The organism is Paenibacillus thalictri (genome assembly GCF_004307995.1).
Lineage (GTDB): Bacteria > Bacillota > Bacilli > Paenibacillales > NBRC-103111 > Paenibacillus_AF > Paenibacillus_AF thalictri.
Genome location: NZ_SIRE01000014.1, coordinates 199490 through 226191 on the forward strand (window position 1 = coordinate 199490; position 26702 = coordinate 226191).

The following is a 26702-nucleotide window of genomic DNA, read 5'->3' on the forward strand; positions in this document are numbered from 1 at the left end:
TGGCGCCGTCGATTTTCATTTACAGGGGAATCTAACCAAGTGGCCGGTGACCGTGGGAGGCATCGGAGCGCAAGGTGGAGCCCCCGCAAGTAAATCAGGTTTGGCTGCGGTACTCCGAGGGAGTCCGGCCGGTATGTTTTTTAAACTGCTTGGTGAAATAATCGGTATCCTTATAGCCAACACGTTCGGCGACCTCGTACGCCTTTAGGGACACGTCCTGGAGCAGCTGCTTGGCCAAGCTGATGCGCAGCTCGGTTACGATCTCCAGGAACGTTTTCCCCGTTTTCTCCTTTAGCAAATGGCTTAACCAGACCGAACTGACATATACTTTGTCGGCAACGGCGCTTAAGGTCAGTTCATTGTCCGTAAACCGCTCTTCGATCAATTGCAGCGCTTTCCTCGTAATATGCCCCAGCTGGCTTTTTTGCTCTTCATGGTTTTGGAACGTCATCTGCTGCAGCACGGTGATGCTGTAATGAATGATACCGTCGAGCGTATCGAATCGGGAGAACGTTTTCCAATGCTTCAACGTCTCGCTGCCGATCACGTTCAGATTCGGATTATGCGCCTTCAATTGCCTCTCCAGCTTAAGCAGCCACTCAAACATACGGTGATGCAGCGTTTCTTTCTTATGAACGCCCCAGGATTGGACCAAACGGGTCAGCTTAGCCCGCAATTCGGCTTGTTCGATCAACGCTCCCGTCTTTAAAATCGACAGCATCTCCTGCTCGATATCCGAATTATGAGAATTATGAATGTCCTCCGTAGGCGGATGCAAGCTGACTTCCTCGCTAAAAAGAACTTGATTTCCGCCCAAAATCGTCTTATATTCCAAAGCCTCCATCGACGCCACATAAGATTTCGGCAGCCCCTCGACCCGGCAAACAGGACCAACTCCAATGGTGACCGCCAGCTTGACGTAACGCCCGATGTTTTCGATCAGCTTGCCCGCGATATCGGCAACTTTGCTTTTGCTGCCGCTGCCGAGAATCAGTATCCACCGGTCCGAATGATTGTAATACATATAAAAAGGCACCTGATTGCCGATGGAGTCGTGCGTCACGTTGCCGATGGCGAATAACAGCAGTTCTTTCTCTTGGGCGCTGGACTCGCCAAGCAAATTATCGATTTCGATCGAAGCTACCGTCAGCGGATGGTTCAGCATCCAGCCAAGCGACACCTGCTCCAGCTTCGTCTGGATTTTGTCGCCGGTTCTGACGGAACCGGTGATGATGTCTTTGACGATTTTTTGCTGCAGCAGTCCAAGCGCTTCGGTATATTTCTCCTGCTGCTGCTGCAATTGCAGCTCGCCGAGCCGGGACAGCCGGATTTCCTCGATACATTGGCTGACGATCGGCAGCACCTCGGGGGTGCGAAACGGCTTCAGTATGTAATCGGCCGCACCAAGCCGCAGCGCCTCCCGGGCAAATTGAAAATCGTCATACCCGGTGATGACGATGATTTTTCCCTTGTACCGCAGCCGGTGAAGCTCCTTCATCAGCTCAATCCCGCTTAAGAAAGGCATCATCAGATCGGTAAAAATCAAATCCGGCTTATATTCGAGAATCGTCTCCAGCGCTTCTTTCCCGTTGCCGGCTTCCAAGGTCAGGTGTACGCCAAGCTGCTGCCAAGGAATGATTTGTTTTAAGCCTTCGCGGCTTTCCGTTTCATCGTCAATGACCAATGCGACCAAGCTGTCCATCGCCCATCCATTCCTTTCACCCGCTGTCATGTTACGATCAGTATACCATGTGCGCACGGCGGCAGGAACAGCGCGCGAGCAAGTCCATGCGCTTGACGGGGCCGACTTATGTATTGCCTGTTTTCGCTCTGCGGGATGTGAGGTTTCGTGTTGAAAGCCTTTTCAATCCGAGGGGTAAACTTGAGTTCCGTCGGGTTTACCGCTGCTTGCGGAGGTTGATAAGATAAATGCACAACAAAGACAAAAGGAGTGAGTGGATGAAATCTGCCGAGCTGGATTGGACCGGCGTTTCCCGCCGTCGAACCTCGGTGTTTGGAATCATTTGGAAATACCGGGCGTTATATTTGCTGCTGCTGCCCGCATTGCTGTATTTCATTATTTTTGCCTATATTCCTTATTTCGGTTTGACGATTGCCTTTAAGGACTTTTCGCCGGGCAAAGGGATTTGGGGCAGCAGCTGGGTGGGGCTGAAATATTTCAAAGAGCTGTTTACTTCGGATACGTTTTTCCAGGTGCTGAGGAATACGCTGCTGATCAGCCTGTACAAGCTGATTTTCGGCTTTCCGATGCCGATTCTGTTTGCTTTGCTGCTGAACGAAGTGAGGCATGCGGCATTTAAGAAAATCATTCAGACGGTCACTTATTTCCCGCATTTTCTGTCATGGGTCGTCTTCGGAGGCATTATGCTTTCGTTTCTGACCCCGGCCGGCGTCGTTCCGAAGCTGCTGCAGCTGCTGCACGTCGACGGCGCCAACCTGCTGACCGATAACCGTTTTTTTCGTTCCATTCTGGTGGTGACGCATATTCTCAAAAGCTTCGGCTGGGGGGCGATCATTTATCTTGCGGCGCTTGCGGGCATCGACCCGGCGTTGTACGAGGCGGCGCGTATGGATGGGGCCGGGCGGTGGAAACAGATACTGTATGTCACGTTGCCCGGTATCCGCTCGGTGATCGTGTTGATGTTTATTCTTGAGCTCGGTCATATTCTGGATGCCGGCTTCGAGCAGGTGTTTATTATGTATAATCCGGTCGTTTACGGCGTGGGCGATATTATCGATACCTATGTATACCGCGTCGGATTAGGAGAAGCGCAGTACAGCGTCGCTACGGCCGTAGGGCTGTTTAAAGGAGTGATTGGCTTTGTATTGATCTATATCTCCAACTACGCCATCAAGAAGCTGGGAGAACCTACGTTATGGTAAGGAGAGGGGTTATGAGGTCGTCTTTGTTGTCCGTAGTTGATCTGTTGATTTATGTCCTGCTTATATGTTTGGCATTGCTGACCTTGCTGCCGATCCTGCACGTATTCAGCGTTTCGCTCAGCAGCTCCCAGACGGTGCTTGCTTCCAAACTGATGCTGTACCCGAAAGAGCCGACGCTGGAATCGTACAAATTTATTTTTCGCAACGATGTGCTGCTGCGTTCCTTGGGCATAACGGTGTTTATTACCGTCGTAGGTACTTTCCTCAATCTGCTGTTCACGACAACCGCCGCTTATGTGTTATCCCGCCGCGACCTCCCGGGTGCTGCTTTCTTCCTTATGATGATTGTGGTTACAATGCTCTTTAGCGCGGGCATTATCCCCGGTTATATGCTGATCCGCAGCCTGGGACTGATCAATTCGGTATGGGCGATGATCCTGCCGGGGTTAATCAGCGCCTTTAATCTCATTCTGATGCGCAATTTCTTCTGGAGCGTGCCGGAGGGGCTTATCGAATCGGCGAGAATCGACGGAGCCGGGGAGGTGCGCACATTGGTTCAGATCATGCTGCCATTATCGCTGCCGGCCCTTGCAACAATCGGGTTGTTTTATGCGGTGGGGCATTGGAACGAGTTTTTCCGCGGTATTTTCTACATGACCGATTCCAAGAAATGGCCGCTGCAGGTGCTGATGAGAAGCATTATCGCCCAGGCGGATATGAACGAACTTGGCTTGTCCAATCAGCAGGTATATCAGGGCGGCAAGCTGAACGTGCTGACGATTCAGTCGGCAACCATTATCGCGGCCACCATGCCGATTCTCGCCGTATATCCGTTTCTGCAAAAATATTTCGTCAGAGGGATTTTGATCGGCGCCGTAAAAGGGTAGCGCTGGCGACAAGGCCACTGAAAAAGTGGACGCTACATGTGCGAATCATACCTCCGATCACTGATTGTCCCCGAATTTCTTGGATTAAACCCGCTTATTGCGGGTGAAATTTGGGGACAAAGGCGAACGCTGGCGCTTCTCCGGAATGATTTCGCTCACTTCGCTAGTTTTCAGCGGCCTTGCTGGCGACAAGGTGGCTTTCCTTGTTGTGTGCCGATTTTTATATGCATTACAATAAACAAATAAGGGGATGAGCTTGTATGAAGCACTTTAAAATGACTGTAAGCGCTATGATCGCGCTGCCGCTGGCGTTAACCGCCTGCAGCGGCGGGGATGTTAAGACGGAACCGAAAGACGGCAAAGCAGCGGTCACAAAAGGGCCGGTCCAATTCACCATTTTGCAGCGCGGCGATTCCTGGGACCCGGATAACGCCTATTTGCCGATGATGGAGCAGGCGACAAACACCAAGATGATGTTTCAGCAAATACCGGGCACCGAATATGAAAACAAGCGAAACGTGGTTATGGCCTCAGGTGATTATCCCAATGTCATCCGTGTCAGGGGGACGGAAGCGTTGTATCAGAAGTATTTGCAGGACAGCCTGCTGCTTCCGCTTGACGATTACATCAATAAGTACCCCAGCGTAAAAAATGCGTATCCCAAAGAAGTTTGGGACGCCAACCGCAATCCGAAAGACGGCAAAATTTATTTGCTCCCGCGCATTACGGGACTTTTGCCAACTACAATTTCTTACCGCAAGGACTGGCTGGAGCAGCTCGGCATGGCCGAGCCAAAAACAACCGATGAATATAAGACGATGCTGAAGGCGTTTAAAGATAAAAATCCGGGCAAGGTCAAGGACCTGATTCCGTTTACCCCCAATAACAATCAAATCTCATGGGTATCTCCGTTTCTGAGCGCATTTGGTTCTGACTACATGGCTTGGCAGCCGTCCAAGGACAATCCGAAGCGGCTTGTGCTCTCGAACACGCTGCCGGAATATAAGGAAGGTTTGTTATATGTAAGGGATTTGCGCAAGGAAGGGCTGATGGACACCGAGTGGATGGTTGGCAAAAGCCGCGGGCTCTTCAAGTTCTATGGAAGCCAGTCCGGATCGTCGACCGATTGGCCGCAATATATCGATCTGCGCACGGAGGCGATCCGCCAGGTTGATCCGAAAGGGAAAGTCGGCTACATTACGAGCTTGAAAGGGCCTAAAGGCGTGCAGAGCGGGCATGTGGTCACGCCTAACGAGCAGGACCTGGGCACGGCGATCACAAAAAGCACGACGCCGGAGCAGATGGAAGCGATCTTCCGGGTGATCAACTGGCAGCTTACCGATGGATACGATTTGCTGAAGTATGGGGTCGAGGGGAAAACGTACGATGTGGTGAACGGGCAAAAAGTACGCCGGGGCCGCGACGCGGTGCTCAAGGACAACCCCAAATACGATCTGTACATGCTCGACCGGATCCCGCTGATCGAGCCGCCAAGAAATTTTGAATTTAATAAGGAAAACTTCGGGCAAATCCCGGCCGACGATTTTGCGTATTCTAGCCAAGTGCTGAAGGATGCTGAAAGCAAGGTGCATAAAAATTACATGGTGCTCGGAGACGACCCGGTGATCAACGATAATCTGAACAAGATCAAGTCCGCAGTGGATGAAGTCGCCTCCAAAATCATTCTTGATCCGAATACGGACGCGGATAAAGCATTCGCGGAATTTTTGGATAAGTTAAAGCAAAATAAAATCGACGAAGTTACGGAAGCGGTCAATAAATTAAATCCCGTGAAGTAACGCGCCGTCTTGTATAATGGAATCAACACGTACATAAGGTCCCTTTCCCGGGGATCTTTTGTGCATGATGAGGTGATCGAAAGCATGAAATGGTTGAAGTACAGAGGCACGTTGTTTCAGCAGATCAGTTTGATTTTTACGCTGTTTACGGTTGTCCCGCTGATCGGGTTAGGGTGGCTTCAATACAAGGTGTCCTCCGAGGTCATCATGGACAACAACGCGATCATGCTGGGCAACATTGTGGAGCAAAGCCGCCAGCATCTGGAGGCGCTGCTGACGGAGGTTGACCATACGCATATGGGCCTGATCGATTCCGAAGACATCGCCGGGCTGACGGAACGTGAGCCCCGCAACCAAGGGGAAGAGAGCCTGCTGGTTGCAACGATTATCCCGCTGCTGAACTCGATCAAAACGACGGAAAGCATCGGCAAGGTCAGCTGGTATCCGTTTCATCCCGAAGCTTACCCTATGTACAATCAACTGGTGATGCTTCACGATTATGCGCAAAGGGACTGGTATCAAAGCGAGCAGCTGCGCGAAGGGAAGCCGCTGTGGCGCATGGAGCTTGTTCAGCAGCAGGGAAGCGACCCGCTGAGCCCGGGCAACGGTTGGATGCTGACGCAATACCGGCTGCTGAAAGACAAGAAGACGTTAAAGCGGCTTGGCATCGTCGGAGTATCGATTTCGCTGGCCAAGCTGCGCGAGCATTTGCTTTTGCCGAACAACCTGCGCAATCAGCGGCTTTTGCTGGTCGACGGCGACGGCATGATCTATGCGGACACCAGCTCGAAAAAAGACCCCAATCAGCCGCTCGAACCGTCCATTCTGGCTAAGCTGAATCAAGGAACGGACTCCTTCTGGATTATCGGCGACAAGGAGCGTCAGTTCGTCACCCCGTCGTCCATCGGCAGTAATAGATGGAAAATTATAAGCATCATTCCGGAGTCGACGTTAATCGGTTCGATGAATGTCGTTCGCAACGCCATCTTGGGTCTGCTCGTTGGATATTTTGTACTAGGAGGTTTCATCGCGTTTTTCCTGTTTACCCGAATCACCAAACCGGTTACCGATCTGGCTTCGTGGATGAAGCAGGTGAATGCGGGGAACCTGGTACAAGTCGAGCACAATTATTCGGGCCAAGGGGAAATTCCGTTTCTGTTCCGCAGCTTTCAAAGTTTGGTACAGCGGCTCGGGGAGCAGATTTCCCACATTTACGCGTCGGAGAAGAAGAAAAAAGAATTGGAGTTCGAGGCGCTGAATTATCAAATCCGGCCTCACTTTGTATACAACACGCTGGATACCATCAAGTGGAAGGCGTCGGGCGGCAAGCTCGGCGATGTCACCTCGATGATCGAATCGCTATCCGGCATGCTCCGCCGCACGCTGCATGGCCGCAGCATGGTGACGGTCGCTCATGAGCTGGAGCAGGTTAAATTTTATGTCGATATCGAACGTTACCGGCACCAGGACGCTTTTGCCGTCATTTACGATATCGACGATAAAATACGGGAGCTGCCGATTCCGAGGCTGCTTGTCCAGCCGCTGGTGGAGAACGCCATTCGCCACGGCGTCTTGAAATCGAACGAAACCGGCGTCATCTTGGTACGCATTTACGGAGGAGAAGGGCTTACCGTCGAGGTGATGGACAACGGGCCGGGTTTTCCTCACGATTGGCAGCTTGGGCGGGAATTTGTCCGTTCGGATACGGAAAGCGGAGGTATCGGCCTCAGCAACATCAGCCAACGGCTGTCGCTTTATTACGGCAAGGACTGCAGGCTCGAATGGGGAAGAACGGAGCAGGAGGAGACTTTTGTGCGTTTTCGCTTGTCCGCCGAAATGATTGCTTCCCTCACGTAAAAGTTAATGAATGCGGGGTTTTTCCGCAAAGCCTCCTCCGGTAAGCTGATAGTAAGCGGCGGCGAGAGCCGGCGCGCGGAGGAGGATGACGAATGAAACGGAGACACACCGATATTCTGATTGTCGGCGGCGGTTCGGGCGGTTTCGGAGCGGCGCTGCGCAGCGCGAGGGAAAATCCGCAGGCGAGAGTGACGCTGATCGAGGCCATGGACGGGCTGGGAGGCACCTCTACCTTGGGGGGAGTCAATAACTGGGAACCGGGTATTGCCGGACTCGGCGCGCATAATGAGCTATTTAACCGGTTGAAAGCGGTACCGGGCGCGATCGGAGTCGGCAAGACAACGCATAAATATACCTCAAAGGAAGAGCCGTTTGGGCTTTCTGAGGTTGACCCGGGGCTGGAGTACGAAAGTTCTTTGCGGCGCTCCGCATTGGAAAAAGATCTGTGGCGGCGTGTCCATTTTGAACCGGAAGTGATGTCCCGTGTTATGGAGGAGCTGCTGCTGGAAACCGGGCGGGTGGACATCTTATACCGCACCCGATTTGTCGAGGTCCATACGGAAGGGGAACGAATCCGTTCGGTTGTGATCCAGACCGAAGGCGATCCCGAGCCGGTGGAGATCTGTGCGTCGTATTTCATCGATTGCTCGGGAGGCGTTCATCTGGCCAGAGCGGCGGGCTGCAAGACGGCCTTTGGGGAAGACAGCGCATCGATGTATGGCGAGCCGTCCGCTCCGGAGGCGGCCAGCTTAACGGTGAACGGGGTTTCGCAAATATACCGGGTTCAGAGGCTGGCGGAGCCCGTAGCGGAAACGCTGCCCGATCATCCTTACGTTCAGGAAGCCGAACAGTGGATCAAAGACAAACATCCGGTCACGTTTATCGCAACTTATCCGAACGGGGATTTCAACATGAATGTTCTGCCCGTATTCGAGGGGCAATATTTCCACTCCCTTCCATACGGGCAGGCCAAAGAGATGGGGACGATCCGGGCGCTTGTGCACTGGCATTGGTTAAAAAGATTATGTCCCGCCTATTTCGGTTCATTCCGGTTTCAGATGGCGTTTCCCTTGGTCGGTATTCGGGAATCGCATCGGCTGGTTGGACGTTACGTGTTGAAGGAGCAGGATGTGCGGAACGGACTTATGTGCCAGGAGCGCCAGGACGAGCTGATCGCCTTTGCCGATCATGCACTGGACACCCACGGGAGAACCGCCGTAAAGGGAGCTAATCTGAAGGAGCTTCCCCAGCCTTACGGCATTCCGTACTCTTGTCTGCTGGCGAAGGAGTTCGTCAATCTGGCCGTTGCGTCACGGGGCGCCTCTTTTTCGCATATCGCTGCGTCTTCCTGCCGCTTATCCCGGACGATGATGGATCTTGGGGAGGCCGCCGGAACGGGGGCTGCGCTTGCGCTCCAGGAAGGCACCGGGCTTGGCGACATTCAGATTCAGGAGCTGCGGAAACGCTTGCGGATTGACGAGCTGCGAGAGCGGATTATTCGCAGCTGGAACTTATGACACCACTTTACGAGGAGCGGAACTACGATGAAACCCAGACTTAATCGCTTATTTGCCGAGGACGGCAAATGTTTTGACGTTGCGTTTGATCACGGTTTTTTTAACGAATTGTCCTTTCTTGCCGGCATCGAGGATATGTCCGGTGCGGTACGCAAAATCGCCGCAGCGAATCCCGATGCGATTCAGCTGACGGTAGGCCAAGCCAGGCATCTGCAGCAAATTCCCGGCAAACGTAAGCCATCGCTGGTGATGAGAACGGACGCCGGCAACTTTTATAACAAAACGCTGCATCATCATCTGTTCAGCGAGCTGATTGATCGCCCCGTGGAACAGGCGCTTGCGTTGGATGCGGCGTGTGTCGTCGTGAATCTGCTGCTTGTGCCGGGGCGTCCCGAGCTTCACCACCAATCGGTCCGCAACGTATTTGCGCTGAAGCGGGAATGCGACATATACGGCATGCCGCTGATGGTTGAACCGCTTGTCATGCAGGCAAATGAAATAGCCGGAGGATATATGGTCGACGGAGATATCGAGAAAATCATTCCGCTTGTCCGCCAGGCGGTGGAATTCGGCGCCGATCTGATCAAGGCCGATCCGTGCGACAACGTTGGGGAATATCATCGGGTGATCGAAGCGGCTTCCGGTATTCCCGTGCTGGTAAGGGGAGGCGGCCGGATTGCCGATGAGAAGGTCGTTGCTTCAACGCATGAGCTGATGAAGCAGGGCGCTTCGGGTATCGTATACGGCCGCAACGTCATTCAGCATCCGCACCCGGAGAGAATGACAAGAGCGCTGATGGCCATTGTCCATGAATCGGCCAGTGTAGCGGAAGCGATGGCTATTCTAGGTGGCGATGCATGATGACGGCGGTAGCACGAACGATCCGATTTGGCATCATCGGCGCGGGATTGATGGGCCGGGAATTTGCCAGCGTGGCGGCAAGATGGTGCCATCTGCTGGATCTGGATTTTAAACCGGAGATTGTGGCGGTATGCGACTCCAATCCGGAGGCGCTGGATTGGTTTGTGCGGAATGTGCCGACAATCCGGCAAGTCTCGGCGAATTACGAGGAATTGCTGGAAAACCCGGACATCGAGGCAATATATTGCGCGGTGCCGCATCATCTTCACGAGCTGCTGTATCGCGACATTATCCGCAGCGGCAAACACCTGCTTGGCGAGAAGCCGTTTGGCATCGATCAGGAGGCGAACCGGGGCATCCTGAAGGAATTGGAGCACCACCCGCAGGCGGTAGTCCGGTGTGCGTCGGAATTCCCGTTTTTCCCTGGGGCGTATAAGATGGCGCAGTGGGTGAGGGAAGGGCGCTTCGGTTCGATCATCGAAGTGGAAGCGGGATTTCTGCACAGCAGCGACCTGAATCCGCTCAAGCCGATCAACTGGAAACGGCGGACAGCAACCAACGGCGAATACGGCTGCATGGGGGATCTGGGTGTGCATGTGCTGCATCTGCCGCTGCAGTTCGGCTGGAATATCCGCAACGTAAGGGCGCTGCTCAGCAATATCGTGAAGGAGCGGCCCGACGGTCACGGCGTGATGGTGCCTTGCGATACATGGGATAACGCGATCCTGGCGTGCGAGGCGTCGGCGGACGGACAGCCGTTTCCGATGGTGCTCAGCATGAAACGAATCGATCCGGGGCATGCGAACACTTGGTTTATCCGTGTTAAAGGAACGCAGTGGTCGGCCGAATTTTCCACGCAATATCCGAAGCAGATCAAATACATGCCGTATGCGCCGGGCCACGTAATGGGCTGGATTTATGAAGATATCCCGTATGCCTCGGCTTATCCTACGGTAACGGGGAGCATTTTCGAATTTGGCTTCTCCGACTCTTTACTGCAGATGTGGGCCGCTTATTGCGACGAATTGGCGAACGGCCGGATTTCACCGGTCGTCCGCTGCGTGACCCCGGAACAAACGGCGGAAGCCCACCGGGTATTTACCGCTGCCCTGATCTCGTACCGCGAGGGGCGGACGGTAGAACTCGGAGATATAAGTTGAACGAAACGATAGGCATCACTTTTCTCCGCTGATCTTTGTCCATGGGAATCATTGAATCAATTTGTATAGAAGAAGGAGGTGCATATACATATGAGCGGACCGGCGGAAATTTTGGTTGCCGGGCATATTTCGCTGGATTTGCGGCCGGAGCTGAGGAACGGCCTTGCCGCCTTGCATCCGGGCAGATTGGTTCCGGTCGGCCCGATGTTCGCCACGTGTGGCGGGGCCGTGTTTAATACCGGCGTTGCGCTGCATCGGCTTGGCATCCGCACAAGGCTGGCCGGCAAGCTGGGGCAGGACATGTTTGGCTCCGTGGCGCTCAAGCTGATTGCCGAATTCGGGGAAGACCTGGCGGACTCCATCATTGTGGCTGCGGACGGCCGCACTTCTTATTCGATTATTTTGGATTCGATGGTAGAAGACCGGATGATCCTTCACGACCCCGGGGCCAATGCGACGTTTGCTCTTGACGATGTGCCGCTTCATAAGCTGGAAGGCGTCAAATTGCTGCATTTCGGGTATCCTCCGCTGCTGCGGCGGTTCTACCAAGACGGCGGTGCACAGATGGCCGCTTTATTTAAAAAAGCTCATAGCAGCGGAGTGGCTACATCACTCGACATGGCGCTTGTCGAGCCGGATACCGAAGCGGGACTGGTGGATTGGCGGCTGTATTTGGAGCGTGTGCTTCCGGAAGTGGATGTGTTCCTGCCCAGCTTTGAAGAAATCTTTTTTATGTTGCGCCGGGAGCGGTATTTGGAATTTCGGCGGCAGAATCTGCGGGCTGTCGATGCTTTGATAGACGGATGTTTCCTAGGAGAACTGGCTGACGAATTGTTAAGTTATGGCGCTGCCGTAGTTGGCATCAAGCTGGGGGAGCGGGGCTTGTACGTCAGGACGGCATCCGTCCCGGGGAAGCTGTCCTTTTTGGCAAAAGCGACCGGCATCGATGCAGAAGCTTGGGCGGGCCGCGAACTGCTAGCTCCTTGTTACGTGGTCCCGATTAACGGCACTACGGGGGCGGGCGACGCTACCATCGCCGGCTTTCTGGCCGGCCTGCTGCACGGCGAATCCGCTGAGGAAGCGGCGATATCGGCGGTTGCGGCAGGAGCGTGCAGCGTCTCCGGCAAGGATGCCGTCTCGGCGATTCCAGCCTGGAGCGAGCTCAAGCGGATGATGCAGACGATGGAGCGGAACGCGGGAAGCTTAACTTGGCCGGGATGGCGTATGGAACCGGGGGAAAACGTTTGGCGCGGACCGTTCTGCCGCGGGTCATTCTAAACGGATCATCATAAGGAGGAGCCATATGTTAGTAGGAGTAGGAGAATGGGGGTTCCGCGAACTTCCCTTTGAAGAGCACTGCCGGATCGCCCGGGAATTCGGATTCCGGCATATGGAGCTTGGCATCGGAGGGGACTTTGCGGGCAGGCTGGGTCACGATATGTCAGCCAAGGACATAAAGAACATTCGGGATTGTCTCGCCGATTACGGCTTGTTGGCTCGACACGTATGTTTGGAAAACGACTTTACGCTGGAGAACTCCGATGATTATGCAAACATGGTGGAGCAGACCAAACAGGACATACGTCTGTGCTCGCAGCTCGGTGCGACCCATGTAAGGCTTTTTAGCGGCTTCGAGCTTGCCAAGCGGATGACGGAGGAGCGCTGGAAGCGAATGCTCGGAGCGTTGGCTGAAGCTGACGAGTTGTGCAGCGAACTAGGCATGGTTATTGCTATTGAAACACACGGGCGGCTTACCGCCGCAGGTGACGGATTTATTCACAGTCATACGACCTCGACGCAGTGGTCATCTCTTCAGAGGCTGCTCGGCGATTTGCCGGAGCGGGTGGGCATTAATTTTGATCCGGGCAATTTAAAGGCGGTGGACCCGCGTCCGCTTACGGACTATGCCGGGCTCTTCGGAAATCGCATTACCTATTGCCATTTAAAAGACTGGAAGCGGACGCAGGATCATTGGGTCGCTTGCGGAGTCGGCGACGACGATATCGATTGGAAAACGCTGCTTGATTCGATGCGTTACGACGGCGTTTATTTTATCGAATACGAGCCGGCGCATGATGTCGAGGACGGGATCCGCCGCAGCTTGAACCATTTGAAAGCGCTCTATCCCGATTTAATCCTGAATTAGAAAAGGGGACTTGCGAGTTGTCGGTCCAACAGTTGATCACACCAAAGAACATTGTGTATGGCAGGGGATCGTTAGATGAGCTCGGCAAAACCGCCGCTCGTTTGGGCAAACAGGCGCTAATCGTCAGCGATCCGGTGATGGAGCGGCTGGGGCTGGTCGAGCGCTGCGAGCGCCTGTTACAAGCGGAAGCGATCCGCTGCGTGAAATATACGGGTATCGGCACAGAGCCGACCGATCTATATGTGCGGGAAGCGCTGGAAATCTGCAAGCAGGCGCAATGCGACATCATTGTTGCCGTAGGAGGCGGGAGCTGCATCGATACGGCCAAGGCGGTAGGCATTTTGGCAACAAACGACGGATCTTTACACGACTATATGCCCGGGAAGCGGCGGTTCGAGCACGGCTCGATTCCGGTTGTTGCCGTCCCGACGACGGCAGGGACGGGTTCGGAGGCGACCAAGGTGACGGTCATTACCGATACGTCCACGGAAGTGAAGCTGATGATCGCAGACCCGCTGCTTATGCCGGCGGTAGCCCTGGTCGATCCGCTGCTTACGTTGTCGTGTCCGCCCGCGGTGACGGCCGCCACCGGTGTCGACGCGTTATGCCATGCGATCGAAGCATATATTTCGCGAAAATCGCAGCCGGTCACCGATATGTATGCGCTCAAAGCGATTGATCTCATATCCCGGAATTTGACCGATGCTTACGCAAATGGACAACAAGTTGAAGCAAGAGACGCTGTCGCCTTAGGTTCGCTGCTTGCGGGAATGGCTTTCTCCAACGCATCCGTAGCTTTGGTGCACGGAATGTCCCGGCCGATCGGAGCTTTGTTTCATGTACCGCACGGGTTATCCAACGCCATGCTGCTGCCGGCCGTGCTGGAATATTCCAAGCAGGAGTGTACGGAGAAGCTGATCCGGATCGGACGAGTTTTGGATGAACGTCTGGAGAGCCCGGAGGACACCGTCGGCTGGATTAAACGTTTATGCAGGCAGCTGCAGATCGTGAATATGAAACAGTGGGGCATTACGCCGGATGTTCTCGAGCTTCGGCTTGACAAGATGGCTGCGGATGCGCTGGCGAGCGGCAGTCCGGCCAATAACCCGAGGATTCCCACGCATCGGGAAATCGTGGAGCTGTACCGTACGGCCTACGATTATCATTTTTGAACAAAGGAGACAGTCGGATGGAAGCAAGCAAACACATCTTAAACAACTATATTGCAGGGCGCTGGGTGGAAGCTTCTTCCCGGGAGACGGAAGCCGTCGTGAATCCGGCAACAGGGGAACTGCTGTCGTATGTTCCCTTCTCAAACCGGCGGGATTTGGCGGATGCGGTGCAGGCGGCCCAGGCGGCGTTTGCCGATTGGAGAAAGGTGCCGGTGCCGCGCCGGGCGAGAATTCTGTTCAAATACCAGCAGCTGCTGGTGCAGCACTGGGATGAGCTGGCGGAAACGATCACCCTTGAGAACGGTAAAAGCTTGACCGAAGCTTGGCGAGGTGCAGCGGGGTATTGAGTGCGTGGAGTTTGCCGCCGGAGCGCCCACGCTCATGATGGGCAGGCAGCTGCCGGATATCGCTACGGGACTTGAGTCGGGCATGTACCGTTATCCGCTAGGGGTTATGGCGGGGATTACGCCGTTTAATTTTCCGATGATGGTTCCTTGCTGGATGTTCCCGCTGGCGATCGCCTGCGGCAATACGTTTGTGCTGAAGCCTTCCGAACGAACGCCGCATTTGGCCGGTCGCCTAGCCGAGCTGCTGACGGAAGCAGGGCTGCCGTCCGGCGTGTTCAACGTCGTACACGGCTCACGCGATGTCGTGAGCGGCATGCTGGAGCATCCCGGCATCCAAGGCGTCTCTTTCGTCGGCTCGCAGCCGGTCGCCGAATTCGTCTACAAGGAAGCCGCGGCTCATGGCAAAAGAGTGCAGGCGCTGGCCGGCGCCAAAAATCACGCCATCGTGCTGCCCGATGCGGACCTTGATGTGGCTGCCGCCAATATCATCAACGCGGCGTTCGGCTCGGCCGGTGAGCGGTGCATGGCGACTTCGGTCGTCGTGGCCGTCGGCGGAATCGCCGAGGCGCTGATAGACAGGCTCATTCGGCTGGCGGATGACATTCGCATCGGTAACGGCCTCGACCAAGGCGTATTTCTTGGTCCCGTCATCCGGGAAGAACATAAGACGCGCACGCTGGGGTATATCGAACGCGGCATCGCGGAGGGAGCCCGCATCTTAAGAGACGGCCGATCCGACCGGGTAGAGCAAGCCGGTTCGTTTGTCGGACCGACGATTTTTTCCGGCGTCACAACGGAGATGGAGCTTTGGAGGGACGAGATTTTTGCGCCGGTGCTATCGGTGATGACGGCAGAAACACTGGCGGGGGCGATGGAAATCGCCAACCGGTCGGAATTCGCTAACGGCGCCTGCTTGTACACAAATGACGCCAAGGCGGTCCGCGAATTTCGGGAAGGCATCGATGCGGGAATGCTTGGAATTAACGTAGCCGTTCCGGCGCCGATGGCGTTTTTCCCGTTTTCGGGCTACAAGAAGTCATTCTACGGCGATCTTCATGCCAATGGGTCCGACGGAGTCGAGTTTTACACTCGCAAAAAGGTGATCACGTCCAAATTCTTTTGACGGAGGAGCGAGCTTATGTCTACGAGTCAGTTAACCGTACCCCAAACGATGAAAGCGGCGGTTATGCACGATATTTACGATATTCGAATCGAAGAGCGGCCGGTGCCTGAGCCGGCGGACGACGAGGTGCTCGTCAGGGTCATGGCGGTTGGGATTTGCGGCTCCGATCTGCATTACTTCGAGCACGGCCGGATCGGCCCCTACGTTGTCAAGCAGCCGATTGTTCTCGGCCATGAATGCTCAGGCATCGTGGCGGCATGCGGCCGCGGCGTCAAAACGCTGAAGCCCGGCGACCGGGTGGCCGTGGAGCCGGGTGTGACATGCGGTACTTGCGATGCCTGCAAGACGGGCCGATACAATTTGTGCCCGGATGTGCGGTTTCTGGCGACACCTCCCTATGACGGCGCTTTTGTGCAATATATCGCGATAAGGCACGATTTTGTGTTCCCGATACCGGATGAGCTGTCGTTTGAGGAAGCTGCGCTGAACGAGCCGTTCTCCGTCGGCATCCATGCGGCCAAAAGATCGGGCTTGCGGCCCGGATCCACGCTGGCGATTATGGGCGTCGGGCCGGTCGGGCTGACGGCTATCGTCGCTGGCAGGGCATTTGGGGCGCGGGACATTATCGTGACCGATCTGGAGCCGATCCGGCTGGAAGCGGCCCGCAAGCTGGGGGCGACCCATACGATCAATGCCCGCGAAGAGGATCCCGTCGTCCGGATCAAGGAACTGACCGGAGGGCGAGGAGCGGATGTTGCTTTCGAGACGGCCGGAAATCCGAAAGCGCTGCAGAACGCGCTTGCCTCCTTGCGGCGCGGGGGCAAGCTGTCCATTGTCGGGCTGCCGCCGCAGGATGAGATCGGCCTGAATATCCCGTTTATCGCCGATAACGAAATCGACATCTACGGCGTTTTCCGCTATGCGAATACGTATCCGCAGGGCATATCCATCCTGTCGTCGAAGCTTGCGGACTTAAACGCGATGATTACGGACCGGTTTGAGCTGAGGGACACGCAGCAGGCGATGGTTAATGCTTCAACCAATAAGAGTGCCAGCGTCAAAACGATCATTTATCCCAACGGATTTTGAGCAATGGATTTTCTAATGCGGAACGGTGGTGTCTAACCTATGAAAGCTTTGGTGAAGTACGGTTACGGAAACGGAGAGACGGAGCTTAGGGATGTGCCGGAGCCGCAGGCCGGCGATGACGATGTGCTGATCGAGATCCAAGCGGCCGGCATATGCGGCTCCGATCTCGGATTTCATCTTGGCGAGCACCCGGAATACTTGAACCCCCCGGTTGTGCTGGGGCATGAATTTGCAGGCGTCGTCGTGCAGACCGGCAGGAGGGTAACCGCTTGGAAGCCGGGGGACCGCGTCGTTTCCGACAACACCGGCTATGTGTGCGGGGAGTGTTATGCGTGCGCGCGAGCCGATTTCTTAAACTGTCCGCAGCGGCTTGGACTTGGGTACGGGATGGACGGCGGATTCACGAAGTATGTGAGGATCGACGGCGATATTTTACGCAAACATCCCCGCTGCTTGTACCGCATCCCCGATCACGTCATCTACGAGGAGGCGGCGCTTCTGGATCCGGCCTGCAACGCCTATAAAGCGGTCGTTCAAGAATCGCATATTTTGCCGGGGGATGATGTGGCCGTCTATGGGGTAGGAGCGCTTGGTTTGTTTTCCATTCAAATGTCCAGGCTTGCGGGAGCGGGTAACATTATAGCGATCGCCTCCTCGCGCAACAAGGAGCGTTTCGATATCGCCCGCAAGCTGGGAGCGACCCATATCGTTTATTACGATCGGGAGGACGTGGTCGCCAGAGTTAAGGAGATTACGGGCGGGGAACTGGTCGCGCTTGCGGTAGACTGCGCCGGTCCCAATTCGGTGCTGAAGGAAGCGATGGACATCGTCCGCGCCGGAGGGGAAATCAACCGGATCGGGTTTGATGCCGAGGCGCCGGATTTTTCGCTGGATAAGCTGGTCAACAAAGGAATCGCGTTAAAAGGGCATTTTGCTTACGACATCGTATCGTGGAGAAACTGCTTGAAGCTGCTCGCTCTGGGGAAGCTGGACACGAAAAGTGTGATCACGCATCGGATGACGCTCTCCCAGTGGCGGCAGGCTTTTGAACTGGTCAGATCGAAGCAGGCGGCAAAAGTGATTTTAACCTATGATGACATTGCGGAGGTGCGGGCATGAACGATAAAGTGGTGCTGATTAGCGGAGGCGGAAGCGGCTTCGGCAAAGCGATGGCGCTGAAATTTGCGTCGGAAGGCAGCAAGGTGCTTATTTCCGGGAGACGCCCGGAGAAGCTGGAAATGACCGCAGCGGAGACGAAAAAGGCGTGCCCCGGCGCAACCATTGAATATATTCGGGCGGATATGGGCCGGCTTGAAGAGGCGCAGGCTATGGTGGACCGCGCAGTGGAGTTGTGGGGTGGCGTGGACGTCCTAATCAATAATGCCGGCGGCGGAGTGCGCATCGCACCTTTCGATACGTATACGCAGCAGGAAATCCAGACAATTATTGAAATTAACCTGATGACGGCGATTCAGGGCTGCCAGGCGGTCATTCCGCTGATGAAACGGCAGCGCTCCGGCGTGATCATTAATGTGGCCTCAGCATGCGCGAAACACGCATGGCCTTCCTGGAGCGTCTATACCGCTGCCAAAATGGGGCTGCTCGGTCTCAGCCGCTGCTTGTACGCGGAGCTTCGCCCGCACGGCGTGCGTGTCGGCACGCTTGTCCCGGGAGCGTCCGAGACGGAATTCTCGCAAGCGGCCGGGGCGTTGTACGGGCTGGACGGGGATTCCCTGACCGCAGAGGATGTGGCGGCGTCGGCATATTTGATGGCTTCCTTGCCGCAGCGAGCGGCGATTGAAGAACTGGTCGTGTGGGGCACGAATCAGGAGGTCATTCCGCTATAGCGGAGCCTCGCCTGCGTGTCTGCGGTTCGATTCGCCTTATTCGCGTCTCATAATTCGTATCCGCATCCAGCCATATATGCTCTTATCTCTGCGCCGTCGATCCGGTCCGGATTGCTGCCGCGCTTAGCCGCCACTGCTGCCGAGCAGCAGGCGGCTGGCTTCGCCCATCGGCAGCGGGCGGACTGGAAAGCGGTGCGATGAGTGAGTAAAACCGGAGCGAATCGTTCTTCACTCGACCTGCTCAGGCTTTTTTTTCATTTCGACACAGTTTCACGAAGTAACAACCACGTTAATTTTTTCTTTGTGCAGCTTTTCCAGCAGTGCCGGATCGGCGATCCGGTCTGTAATCAGCGTATCGATCTGCTTGGTTGAAGCGTATGCGGCAATGGAACTGCCGCCAATTTTGCTGCTGTCTATAAGTGCGACGACATTCCTCGAAAACTTTGCCATTAGTTTTTTTAATTCAACCTCGTATACGTTAAAATCCGATAACCCATCCTCAAAACTGAAGCCGGTTGCCGAAGCAAACATGGTGTCGATATCAAACTGGCATAAAATCGAGCTGCCAAGTTTTCCTTCAAGCACCGGCGAGCCGCTTCTGACAACCCCTCCGATCAAGATGACCGTGATCAGCTGATTATTGCTTAATTCCATGGCAGAGTTAATCCCGTTTGTAATCACGGTGAGCCGCATTTCCTTCTGCGCTAACACCTTGGCAAGTTCAAGAGCGGTAGAGCTGGCGTCCAAAATGATACATTGCCCGGGCGTAACCAAATTGGCGGCTGCAATAGCGATCGATAATTTCTTGTCGAGGTTGTTCAACTGGCGGTTGGAAAACGAATATTCCGAGCGTCCGCTCGCTTTCATCATAGCTCCGCCATGCGTGCGTTCAAGAAGCCCTTCGGATTCAAGGAAATCAAGATCGGAGCGCAGCGTCGCAGGAGTTACTTTGAGTAGTCTGCATAGTTCCTGAACCGTCGCACGCTTGTGCTCATTTAAATACTCGGAAATTTTGGTTCTTCTCTCGGATGCAAAAAGTTTGGACAAGGGGTTCACCTTCGTAACTTAAGAAAATAACGTATCGCATTGATCATAACAATTCAGATAGGGCAGAGTCAACGAAATAGCAAAAAAAGATAATAAAAGAAATTAAATAATTATATAAATAGATAATAAAAGATAAAAAATCGTGGAAAATCTTGTTGACAATACAATAATTGTAATATAAATTTCAAAATATGAAATAAAAAGATAAAAAAAGATAAAATCTATTGTTGTTCATTGTGCTTAGAAAAAAGGAGTGTGAAGAAAACGCATGGAAGCCTTAAGCAAAGAAGATCATTTCATTCATCAATGTGTTTGCGGAAGGGATCATGTTATCCCTATCAGACTGATCGAAATTGACGAAAATATGCTGAATGCGCTGTCTCGATATTTGAAATCGGAGCAAATGAGCCGGATTTTGATTATTGCCGATGAGAACGCTAACAAAGCGCTGGGGCAAGAAGTGTTCGAACAATTGGAGCGGGTGGGATTATCGCCTCATGCTTATGTATTTCCTGGAAGTGTCCGGCTTTTACCGGATGAGCAGGCGATTGATAAGGTAAAGGAGCTGATTAGGACTTATAATGTGGAAGTGGTGCTGGCCGTAGGCGGAGGAGTTATCAACGATATTGTCCGTTATACAACGTTTTTGGAACGTATCCGATATATTTCCATCCCCACTGCGCCCTCCGGTGATGCATTTACTTCAAATGTTGCGCCGCTGCTGTTGAATGGCTTAAAAATAACAAAACAAGCTCAAACGCCGGAGGCGATATTTACGAAGCCAAGTGTATTATGTGCAGCGCCATGGGTACTGATTCAATCCGGATTCGGAGATCTGATTGCCAAAATCACCGCCCTATCCGACTGGAAGTTAAGTTGTTTTTTGTACGGTGAATACTTTTGTAATAAGGCTTACCAGCTTGTTCGCGATTCGTTGATTGAAGTGATTCAACATGTTGAAGAATTGTTAAAGAGAGAAGCTCACGCCGTCAAAATGCTGTTTGCCGGGCTTGTCCAATCCGGAGTTGCCATCGCTATGGCGGATAGTCCCAGGCCCGCAAGCGGCAGCGAGCACCATTGTTCGCATCTATGGGATTTCTTTGCAAGCCGGCATTTGCGTGAGTATGCGCCGCATGGCATTCAGGTCGGCTATGCCGCACATTGGATGATGGAATTTTACAGCAATCTGGATTCGTTAAAAGGAGTGATAGAACCGCAAAATTATGGGATCACAAAGGATTGGCAGCGGGAAATGCAGCTGTTTTATGGAACCTCAGCCAATGAGATTATTGATGCTCAGATGCAGAAACAAGAGTGGATGGAAGCTCGCCGGGGCTGCTGGAAGACAAACCATCCCACACTTGAACAACTGCTGCAACTGCTCAAGCCTGAAATGGAGTTGTTCGCTCAAGTAAAACAAGCGCTTACCACTATGGGGATTCCGTGGGAAATAGGTTATATCGGAGTAGATGAGGCGATGCTTCGCGATACTTTTGTGCATGCCAAGGAATTACGGTCCCGTTATACGATACTGGACTTTTTGCAAGGACAAGGCGAGCTGCAGCGCTTTATTGACGATGTGCTGCAGAAGGCGCGAGAAGCGCCGCATATATAGCTGGCTGCAACAAAAGACCGTCGGAGAATTTTCCGGCGGTCCTTGAGTTTAAGCGTAAAGTATTTGCGCCGAAAGGGCTTCGGCTCGGATGTTTTTCTTAATAAATAATTTCCACGCTGCGCGTTGCTTCCGTGTAATTGATTTTTGCCCCGAGCACTTCGGAAAGCAAACGTACCGGTACCATCGTATTTTCTCCGACAAGCCGCGCCGGCGTATCGGTCATCTGTACTCTGCCGGCCATTTCATATTGATTTTTGGTCGTATACAAGGTGACCTTGAGATCGCCTTTCGTATACACGGCCGCGCGTTTCTCATCGTCCCACTCGACGTTGGCGCCAAGCGCGGCGGCGAGGTCGCGGATATACAAATACGAGGAGTCGTCTACGATCACCGGGGGCCGTTTCATCGGAAAGCTGACGCCATCCACGGTGTAATCGCTGGCGTCTAGTCCGAAGCTGGCGATTCGTTGAACGGACGAACCGGTCACCGAGCTTTTGCTGTAAACAGCTGAATCCTGGTGAAGCTTTTTCTTGCCGATGCCGGTTATCGGTTCTGTCGTAAAATCCCACTCTTTGGTTACTTTCTCCGTGTCGCCGCCCGGTTTTGTGATTTGCAAGTTCAGCTTCACGCGATAGCTGGTATCTTCTTGCAGCGGTTTGCTTGGAATCAATAGAACGGCGCCAGTCAGCTTATCGTCGTTGTCGGGAGCATTGGTCAGAAGCTCGATGGGTTTGTCATAACTCGTTTGCAGCTGAGCGCTAATGAGCTTGACTTTTTCGATGTCGGAGCCGTAATACTGCGCCATGATCGGATACCCTACAGGGTAATCGTTGCTTTTATGGATGCGCAGCGGGTCAGGTTCTTCATAGCCCTTAAACGTTGTCGGCGCCATGCGTTCCCCGGGAACCGGAGAAACAACCAGCTGCGGCGCAACTGAGGAACCCATGCCGAATTCGATGACGGTGTAATTCCCGGCTTTGGCTAATCCGATCGCGGTTACGTTGGGATCAAGGAACGGCTTGCGGTGGTAGGGAGCATCAAACAGCATGTCGATGGAGTTTTGCATCGTTCCGGCGGTATAAGCGGCATCTTCGCTTAAGCTCGAAGAATAGCCGTAATAGTTGGCCCGTGCGAACGGATCTTTCCCGATGAACCCTTTGGCGCCCGATATTTCGTCGTGCAGACTGGCGTTGTTTCCGCCTTTTTGCTGTACTTTGTTCGTCTCTAAATAGTTAGCGTGAGCCGAAGCGCTTGCATTCAACCGATCGTTGATTTCCACCGGCTTAAGCCCGTAAATCATCCGATAATCGTTTACGGCCTGTAATCCCGACAACTGCTCGGATGTCGGCGAGGGCAGCTGCTGAAGCGCATTTTTGGCCACAGTGAAGCTCCATGACTTGGCAATCGGTTCATAGCCGTAATAGGTGAAAGTTAACGTCACCTTATATGTACCGGGGGCCAAATCTTTTGTCGGCGTATATGAAAATGTTTGCTGTGTGCGGTCGTAAATGACGTTAACGTCTTCTCCGTTGATGTTCATCTTGTAGGCGCTAGGCGTGTCCGGCATATCCGTCTCCAGATAAAAGAAGATCGGCGGCCTTGTGAGTCCGACAACGGTGTTAGGAGTCGACCAATACTTAAATGAGTAGGCGCTTGCTGTGTTTGCAGGAATGACAGAACCGGAACACCAGATGGCCAATGCGGCAATCATGACCAAAGCCCGTTTTGCCAATCGTCTTGCGGTTAGCATAAGAGTTTCCCTCTTTTCCAAATGTTGATGTCAAAAATTGGACGTGGATTTCCCATTAAAGTTGCTGTGTCCACCATATTAAATTCAAAGTTTTGTTCCCTCATGTATCAGGATTTGTTCCTTATTTGCCTTAGCCCCTCGCATTATACTTGTTTCAGAGGCAGCAGCGCCGAACAGAAAGGAGGGTATCCGTTGGCGGTACGTTCGAAGGCCATTCCGCCGTTAGGGCGGCGGCCGGTATTCATGCGATCCATATGGAATCATCGTATTTTTTATGCGATGTTGTTTCCCGGACTTGTTTATTTTGTCATTTACAAGTACATCCCGATTTACGGTATTACAATCGCTTTTAAGGAATTCGATATTTTTCAAGGCATAACGGGCAGCCCTGTCGCCTCCCCATGGTACAAGCATTTTCAATACTTTTATGAATCTCCGTATTTTGCGCAGCTGTTGACCAATACGTTTCTCATCAGCATATACAAGCTTGTATTTGGCATCGTGCCTCCTATTGTTTTGGCCGTCTTGTTTCATGAATGCAGGCCGGAATGGCTGAAGCGGGGAATTCAAACGATTACGTATATGCCGCATTTTTTGTCATGGGTTATTATTTACGGGATTTTATTGGCGCTGTTATCCGAGGACTCAGGTTTAATCAATCGGTGGATTGTTTCTATGGGAGGGAGTGAAATCAATTTTTTGAGCTCAACCGCCTGGTTCAGAAGCATTCTTGTCGGCTCGGAGGTGTGGCAGGATACGGGGTGGGGAGCGATTATTTATTTAGCCGCCATGTCGGGCATCGATCCTTCCTTGTATGAATCCGCCAGAGTGGACGGTGCAGGCCGCCTGAAAGTGATCTGGCATATTACATTGCCGGGCATTCGCAGTGTAATCGTGTTATTGCTGATCCTCAAACTGGGCAAAGTGCTGGATGCCGGATTTGAGCAGATTTATATTCTGTACAACATTCAGGTGCTGGAAGTTGCCGATATCCTCGATACGTGGGTGTTTCGGACAGGGCTGGAACAGTTGAACTTCAGCCTGGCGGCAGCGGTAGGATTGTTTAAATCATGCATAGGGCTCATTCTCGTCATCGCTTCGAATCAATTGGCCAAAAGGTGGGGGGAAGGAATATGGTAGCGGGCGCCGGGGATCGTTTGTTTGGCGGCATGGTCCAGGCATGCCTGATTTTGTTCGGCGTGGTTGTCTTGTTCCCGCTGCTTTATGTGGTGGCGGTTTCGCTGACCCCGTATGCGGAAGTACTGAAGAACGGCGGTTATGTGGTCATACCGCGGAGCATTACGCTGGCTGCTTACCAGGAGATTTTGATGCAATCGGGGATTGTCCGTTCATTGGGCATTACCGTATTTGTCACGCTGACCGGAACCGCGCTGAATCTGCTCCTGACCCTCTTGACCGCTTATCCGCTGAGCAGAAAAAGCTTGCCGGGCCGCCATATGTTTCTTATGATCATTGTATTTACGCTGCTGTTCAGCGGAGGCATCATTCCGACATATCTTGTGGTCAAAGCGACCGGACTGATCGATTCCGTATGGTCGCTTATCCTTCCTACGGCCATCTCGGGTTTTAATGTGCTGATCGTCAAAAGTTTCTTCGAGCAGATGCCGGGAGAGCTGTTTGAAGCGGCTAGAATGGACGGAGCGAAGGAGGTTCGGGTGCTGGCGCAAATTGTGATACCGCTTTCTTTGCCTGTCATTGCAACTGTCGGATTGTTTTATGCGGTTAGCCATTGGAACACGTATTTGCCGGCGATTATGTATTTGACCGACCGCGAGTTGTATCCTCTGCAGGTTATCATTCGCGAGCTGCTGATGTTATCCCGCCAATCCAACACGAATATGGAAGAAACGATCCCGACCGTGACGCTGCAGATGAGCGCAGTCGTGGCGGCTTCGGCTCCGATTGTGGCGGTATATCCGTTTCTGCAGAAACATTTCACCAAAGGCATGATGTTGGGCGCTATCAAAGGATAATGCAAAACGATTAAATTACGTATAATTTTGAGAAAAAAAGGTGGGTATATGATGCGACTCAAGTTGAAAAAAGCGGTTCCAGCGCTCCTGCTTCCCGTAGCGCTCGCAACGGCGGCAGGTTGCGCCGCAAGCGGCGGCGGCACGGCCGATTCGAACGTCAAGCAGGCTGCGCAGCCGGCGAAGGAAGACAAGCCGGTTGAAATCAATTTTTCTTTATCCGGTACCGGCATGCCCGAAAAGGACAAAGACGACATCGCCAATACGCTCAATAAAAAACTCGGTATTACCCTCAAAGTTAATGCGATCAGCGCCGATTACGATAACCAGCTTAACGTGAAGGTGGCCGGCGGCAATGTGCCCGACTTGTTTACAGTTTCCCAGGCTCAACTGAAGGACTTTGCCGAGAAGGGGGTTTTGCTGGACCTCACTTCTTTATGGGATACAAAGCTGAAGGCGACAAAAGATTTTTACATTTCGACGGTGGGGGAAGGAATTATCAAGAAAGGCACTGTGAAAGGGAAGTCGTATGCGGTCCCTAGGACGGGTGACGAACCTTCGCACACATTCTGGATTCGGCAGGACTGGTTGGATGCATTGGGGCTGCAGGCGCCGACAACGCTGGACGATCTGTTTAAAGTGGCGGTTGCTTTCACGGAAAACGACCCTGACGGTAACGGTAAGAAAGATACCTTCGGGATTACAGGAACCGAACTGGCGGCGTTCACTCCTTTGTTCGGCGCATATGGCGTGGGAAGCCCCGACAGTTTTTACGAGAAGGGCGGCAAATATGTCAACGCTTATTATGACCCGGCGATGCCCGACGCTTTGACGGCAATCAAGAAGTTCGTAGACGCCGGCGTCGTGATGCCGCAGGTGATGACGAACAAGTCGCTCAACTACCGGGATCAGGCGTTCCAAGGCAAGGCTGGCATCATGTACGCACCGTGGTACGATATTTCCAAAGATGAATTTGTCGCTCAATATAAGGCAGTCAACCCTCAGGCCAAATGGGTACAGCTGGCTGCCCCCAAAGGACCGGGCGGCGCATACTTCGACGTATTCGACAAGGAGAAGCCTTCACGGTATTACGCAATGTCCAAGTCGCTGGAGAAAGATCCGGCCAAACTTCAGAAAGTATTGGACCTCATCAGCTATGTATCCGGCAAGGAAGGGCTGGAACTGGTCATGTTCGGATTGGAGGGCAAACACTACAACAAGAAGGACGGGAATGTAGTGCCCACGGAGCTGATGGCCAAGGAAGGGAATTACTTCAACAACTACCAAATGGCAGGGCGGCCCAACAATTCCTATAACTTGGCCAAATTTCCGAACAATACGAAAGACCGCGAGTTTGCCATTAACGCGCCGCGATTGACCAGCTTTGACAGCTCGGTTGTGCCGCCGGCCGGATTTAGTATAGCCGATGCGAAGAGATATGCTCAGGAGGAACTTGTAAAGTTCATATACGGGAAACGTCCGATCGGTGAATATGCCGATTTTCTGAAAACATTATCCGGTACTTATAAGTATGACTTATATATCGATGAAGCCCAGAAAATAGTGAAAGAGCTCGGTTATATCAAATAA

Annotated in this window: 21 protein-coding genes and 1 pseudogene; 19 read left to right on the top strand and 3 right to left on the bottom strand. The window is 53.2% G+C overall.

Translation table 11 applies throughout. The features are described from left to right. Positions 1-94: 94 nt before the first annotated feature. Positions 95-1702 (bottom strand): response regulator transcription factor, encoded by a 1608-nt coding sequence (locus EYB31_RS20420; protein ID WP_165452512.1) that lies wholly within the window; start codon positions 1700-1702, stop codon positions 95-97. Positions 1703-1959: 257 nt separating this feature from the next. On the opposite strand from EYB31_RS20420, the gene EYB31_RS20425 reads away from it, so the two are divergent. From EYB31_RS20425 to EYB31_RS20495, 15 genes and pseudogenes are all read left to right on the top strand, one after another. Continuing rightward, a complete protein-coding gene (locus EYB31_RS20425) occupies positions 1960-2904 on the top strand; it encodes an ABC transporter permease (protein ID WP_131015259.1) in 945 nt (314 codons plus the stop codon). Positions 2905-2915: 11 nt separating this feature from the next. Beyond that, a complete protein-coding gene (locus EYB31_RS20430) occupies positions 2916-3791 on the top strand; it encodes a carbohydrate ABC transporter permease (protein ID WP_240762645.1) in 876 nt (291 codons plus the stop codon). 260 nt (positions 3792-4051) lie between these two features. After that, entirely contained in the window at positions 4052-5590 is a 1539-nt protein-coding gene (locus EYB31_RS20435) for an extracellular solute-binding protein (protein WP_131015261.1), read from the top strand. Positions 5591-5674: 84 nt separating this feature from the next. After that, positions 5675-7447 (top strand): sensor histidine kinase, encoded by a 1773-nt coding sequence (locus EYB31_RS20440; RefSeq protein ID WP_131015262.1) that lies wholly within the window; start codon positions 5675-5677, stop codon positions 7445-7447. A 92-nt stretch (positions 7448-7539) separates the two neighbouring features. Beyond that, positions 7540-8964, top strand: a complete 1425-nt coding sequence (locus EYB31_RS20445; protein WP_131015263.1) for an FAD-dependent oxidoreductase — start codon at positions 7540-7542, stop codon at positions 8962-8964. A gap of 27 nt (positions 8965-8991) precedes the next feature. Beyond that, positions 8992-9825 carry a class I fructose-bisphosphate aldolase gene (locus EYB31_RS20450; protein WP_131015264.1) on the top strand — a complete coding sequence of 278 codons (834 nt, stop codon included), beginning with the start codon at positions 8992-8994 and terminating at the stop codon, positions 9823-9825. Further along, positions 9822-10985, top strand: coding sequence for a Gfo/Idh/MocA family protein (locus EYB31_RS20455; protein WP_240762647.1), 1164 nt, complete (start codon positions 9822-9824; stop codon positions 10983-10985). Before EYB31_RS20450 ends, EYB31_RS20455 begins: the two co-directional genes overlap by 4 nt. Positions 10986-11075: 90 nt before the next feature. Next, the gene (locus tag EYB31_RS20460) at positions 11076-12263 is read left to right on the top strand and encodes a carbohydrate kinase family protein (RefSeq protein WP_131015265.1); all 1188 of its coding nucleotides are present in this window, start codon (positions 11076-11078) and stop codon (positions 12261-12263) included. 25 nt (positions 12264-12288) lie between these two features. After that, positions 12289-13131 (top strand): sugar phosphate isomerase/epimerase family protein, encoded by an 843-nt coding sequence (locus EYB31_RS20465; RefSeq protein WP_131015266.1) that lies wholly within the window; start codon positions 12289-12291, stop codon positions 13129-13131. A gap of 17 nt (positions 13132-13148) precedes the next feature. Next, positions 13149-14303 carry an iron-containing alcohol dehydrogenase gene (locus tag EYB31_RS20470; RefSeq protein WP_131015267.1) on the top strand — a complete coding sequence of 385 codons (1155 nt, stop codon included), beginning with the start codon at positions 13149-13151 and terminating at the stop codon, positions 14301-14303. A 17-nt stretch (positions 14304-14320) separates the two neighbouring features. Beyond that, positions 14321-15773: pseudogene (locus tag EYB31_RS20475) on the top strand (CoA-acylating methylmalonate-semialdehyde dehydrogenase). 15 nt (positions 15774-15788) lie between these two features. Further along, entirely contained in the window at positions 15789-16862 is a 1074-nt protein-coding gene (locus tag EYB31_RS20480) for an NAD(P)-dependent alcohol dehydrogenase (RefSeq protein ID WP_131015268.1), read from the top strand. A 39-nt stretch (positions 16863-16901) separates the two neighbouring features. After that, complete coding sequence (locus tag EYB31_RS20485) at positions 16902-17981, top strand: zinc-binding dehydrogenase (RefSeq protein ID WP_131015269.1); 1080 nt, start codon at positions 16902-16904, stop codon at positions 17979-17981. Continuing rightward, positions 17978-18709 carry an SDR family oxidoreductase gene (locus EYB31_RS20490; RefSeq protein WP_131015270.1) on the top strand — a complete coding sequence of 244 codons (732 nt, stop codon included), beginning with the start codon at positions 17978-17980 and terminating at the stop codon, positions 18707-18709. The genes EYB31_RS20485 and EYB31_RS20490 overlap by 4 nt, the downstream gene beginning before the upstream one ends. Before the next feature lie 15 nt (positions 18710-18724). Beyond that, the gene (locus EYB31_RS20495) at positions 18725-18910 is read left to right on the top strand and encodes a hypothetical protein (protein WP_131015271.1); all 186 of its coding nucleotides are present in this window, start codon (positions 18725-18727) and stop codon (positions 18908-18910) included. 69 nt (positions 18911-18979) lie between these two features. Here EYB31_RS20495 and EYB31_RS20500 read toward each other — a convergent pair whose 3' ends face one another. Then, positions 18980-19765 (bottom strand): DeoR/GlpR family DNA-binding transcription regulator, encoded by a 786-nt coding sequence (locus tag EYB31_RS20500; protein WP_240762649.1) that lies wholly within the window; start codon positions 19763-19765, stop codon positions 18980-18982. A 259-nt stretch (positions 19766-20024) separates the two neighbouring features. Between EYB31_RS20500 and EYB31_RS20505 the strand changes: the two genes are divergently transcribed. After that, positions 20025-21371: a sn-glycerol-1-phosphate dehydrogenase gene (locus EYB31_RS20505; protein WP_131015273.1), complete on the top strand. Its 1347-nt coding sequence runs from the start codon at positions 20025-20027 to the stop codon at positions 21369-21371. Between the two features lie 97 nt (positions 21372-21468). On the opposite strand, the gene EYB31_RS20510 is transcribed toward EYB31_RS20505, so the two are convergent. Next, on the bottom strand, positions 21469-23121 hold the full coding sequence (locus tag EYB31_RS20510) for a stalk domain-containing protein (protein WP_131015274.1): 1653 nt from the start codon (positions 23119-23121) through the stop codon (positions 21469-21471). 243 nt (positions 23122-23364) lie between these two features. Between EYB31_RS20510 and EYB31_RS20515 the strand changes: the two genes are divergently transcribed. From EYB31_RS20515 to EYB31_RS20525, 3 genes are read left to right on the top strand one after another with little or no spacing between them, the layout of a single operon-like run. Further along, positions 23365-24261: an ABC transporter permease gene (locus EYB31_RS20515; RefSeq protein ID WP_131015311.1), complete on the top strand. Its 897-nt coding sequence runs from the start codon at positions 23365-23367 to the stop codon at positions 24259-24261. After that, a complete protein-coding gene (locus tag EYB31_RS20520) occupies positions 24255-25115 on the top strand; it encodes a carbohydrate ABC transporter permease (protein WP_131015275.1) in 861 nt (286 codons plus the stop codon). The genes EYB31_RS20515 and EYB31_RS20520 overlap by 7 nt, the downstream gene beginning before the upstream one ends. 48 nt (positions 25116-25163) lie before the next feature. Next, on the top strand, positions 25164-26702 hold the full coding sequence (locus tag EYB31_RS20525) for an extracellular solute-binding protein (RefSeq protein WP_165452513.1): 1539 nt from the start codon (positions 25164-25166) through the stop codon (positions 26700-26702).

Coding starts and splice junctions, on each gene's coding strand:
- EYB31_RS20450 (WP_131015264.1), top strand. CDS start 8,992: ATGAAACCCAGACTTAATCGCTTATTTGCCGAGGACGGCAAATGTTTT.
- EYB31_RS20465 (WP_131015266.1), top strand. CDS start 12,289: ATGTTAGTAGGAGTAGGAGAATGGGGGTTCCGCGAACTTCCCTTTGAA.
- EYB31_RS20525 (WP_165452513.1), top strand. CDS start 25,164: ATGATGCGACTCAAGTTGAAAAAAGCGGTTCCAGCGCTCCTGCTTCCC.
- EYB31_RS20455 (WP_240762647.1), top strand. CDS start 9,822: ATGATGACGGCGGTAGCACGAACGATCCGATTTGGCATCATCGGCGCG.
- EYB31_RS20445 (WP_131015263.1), top strand. CDS start 7,540: ATGAAACGGAGACACACCGATATTCTGATTGTCGGCGGCGGTTCGGGC.
- EYB31_RS20515 (WP_131015311.1), top strand. CDS start 23,365: ATGCGATCCATATGGAATCATCGTATTTTTTATGCGATGTTGTTTCCC.
- EYB31_RS20440 (WP_131015262.1), top strand. CDS start 5,675: ATGAAATGGTTGAAGTACAGAGGCACGTTGTTTCAGCAGATCAGTTTG.
- EYB31_RS20425 (WP_131015259.1), top strand. CDS start 1,960: ATGAAATCTGCCGAGCTGGATTGGACCGGCGTTTCCCGCCGTCGAACC.
- EYB31_RS20435 (WP_131015261.1), top strand. CDS start 4,052: ATGAAGCACTTTAAAATGACTGTAAGCGCTATGATCGCGCTGCCGCTG.
- EYB31_RS20480 (WP_131015268.1), top strand. CDS start 15,789: ATGTCTACGAGTCAGTTAACCGTACCCCAAACGATGAAAGCGGCGGTT.
- EYB31_RS20520 (WP_131015275.1), top strand. CDS start 24,255: ATGGTAGCGGGCGCCGGGGATCGTTTGTTTGGCGGCATGGTCCAGGCA.
- EYB31_RS20430 (WP_240762645.1), top strand. CDS start 2,916: ATGAGGTCGTCTTTGTTGTCCGTAGTTGATCTGTTGATTTATGTCCTG.
- EYB31_RS20485 (WP_131015269.1), top strand. CDS start 16,902: ATGAAAGCTTTGGTGAAGTACGGTTACGGAAACGGAGAGACGGAGCTT.
- EYB31_RS20505 (WP_131015273.1), top strand. CDS start 20,025: ATGGAAGCCTTAAGCAAAGAAGATCATTTCATTCATCAATGTGTTTGC.
- EYB31_RS20510 (WP_131015274.1), bottom strand. CDS start 23,121: ATGCTAACCGCAAGACGATTGGCAAAACGGGCTTTGGTCATGATTGCC.
- EYB31_RS20460 (WP_131015265.1), top strand. CDS start 11,076: ATGAGCGGACCGGCGGAAATTTTGGTTGCCGGGCATATTTCGCTGGAT.
- EYB31_RS20420 (WP_165452512.1), bottom strand. CDS start 1,702: ATGGACAGCTTGGTCGCATTGGTCATTGACGATGAAACGGAAAGCCGC.
- EYB31_RS20490 (WP_131015270.1), top strand. CDS start 17,978: ATGAACGATAAAGTGGTGCTGATTAGCGGAGGCGGAAGCGGCTTCGGC.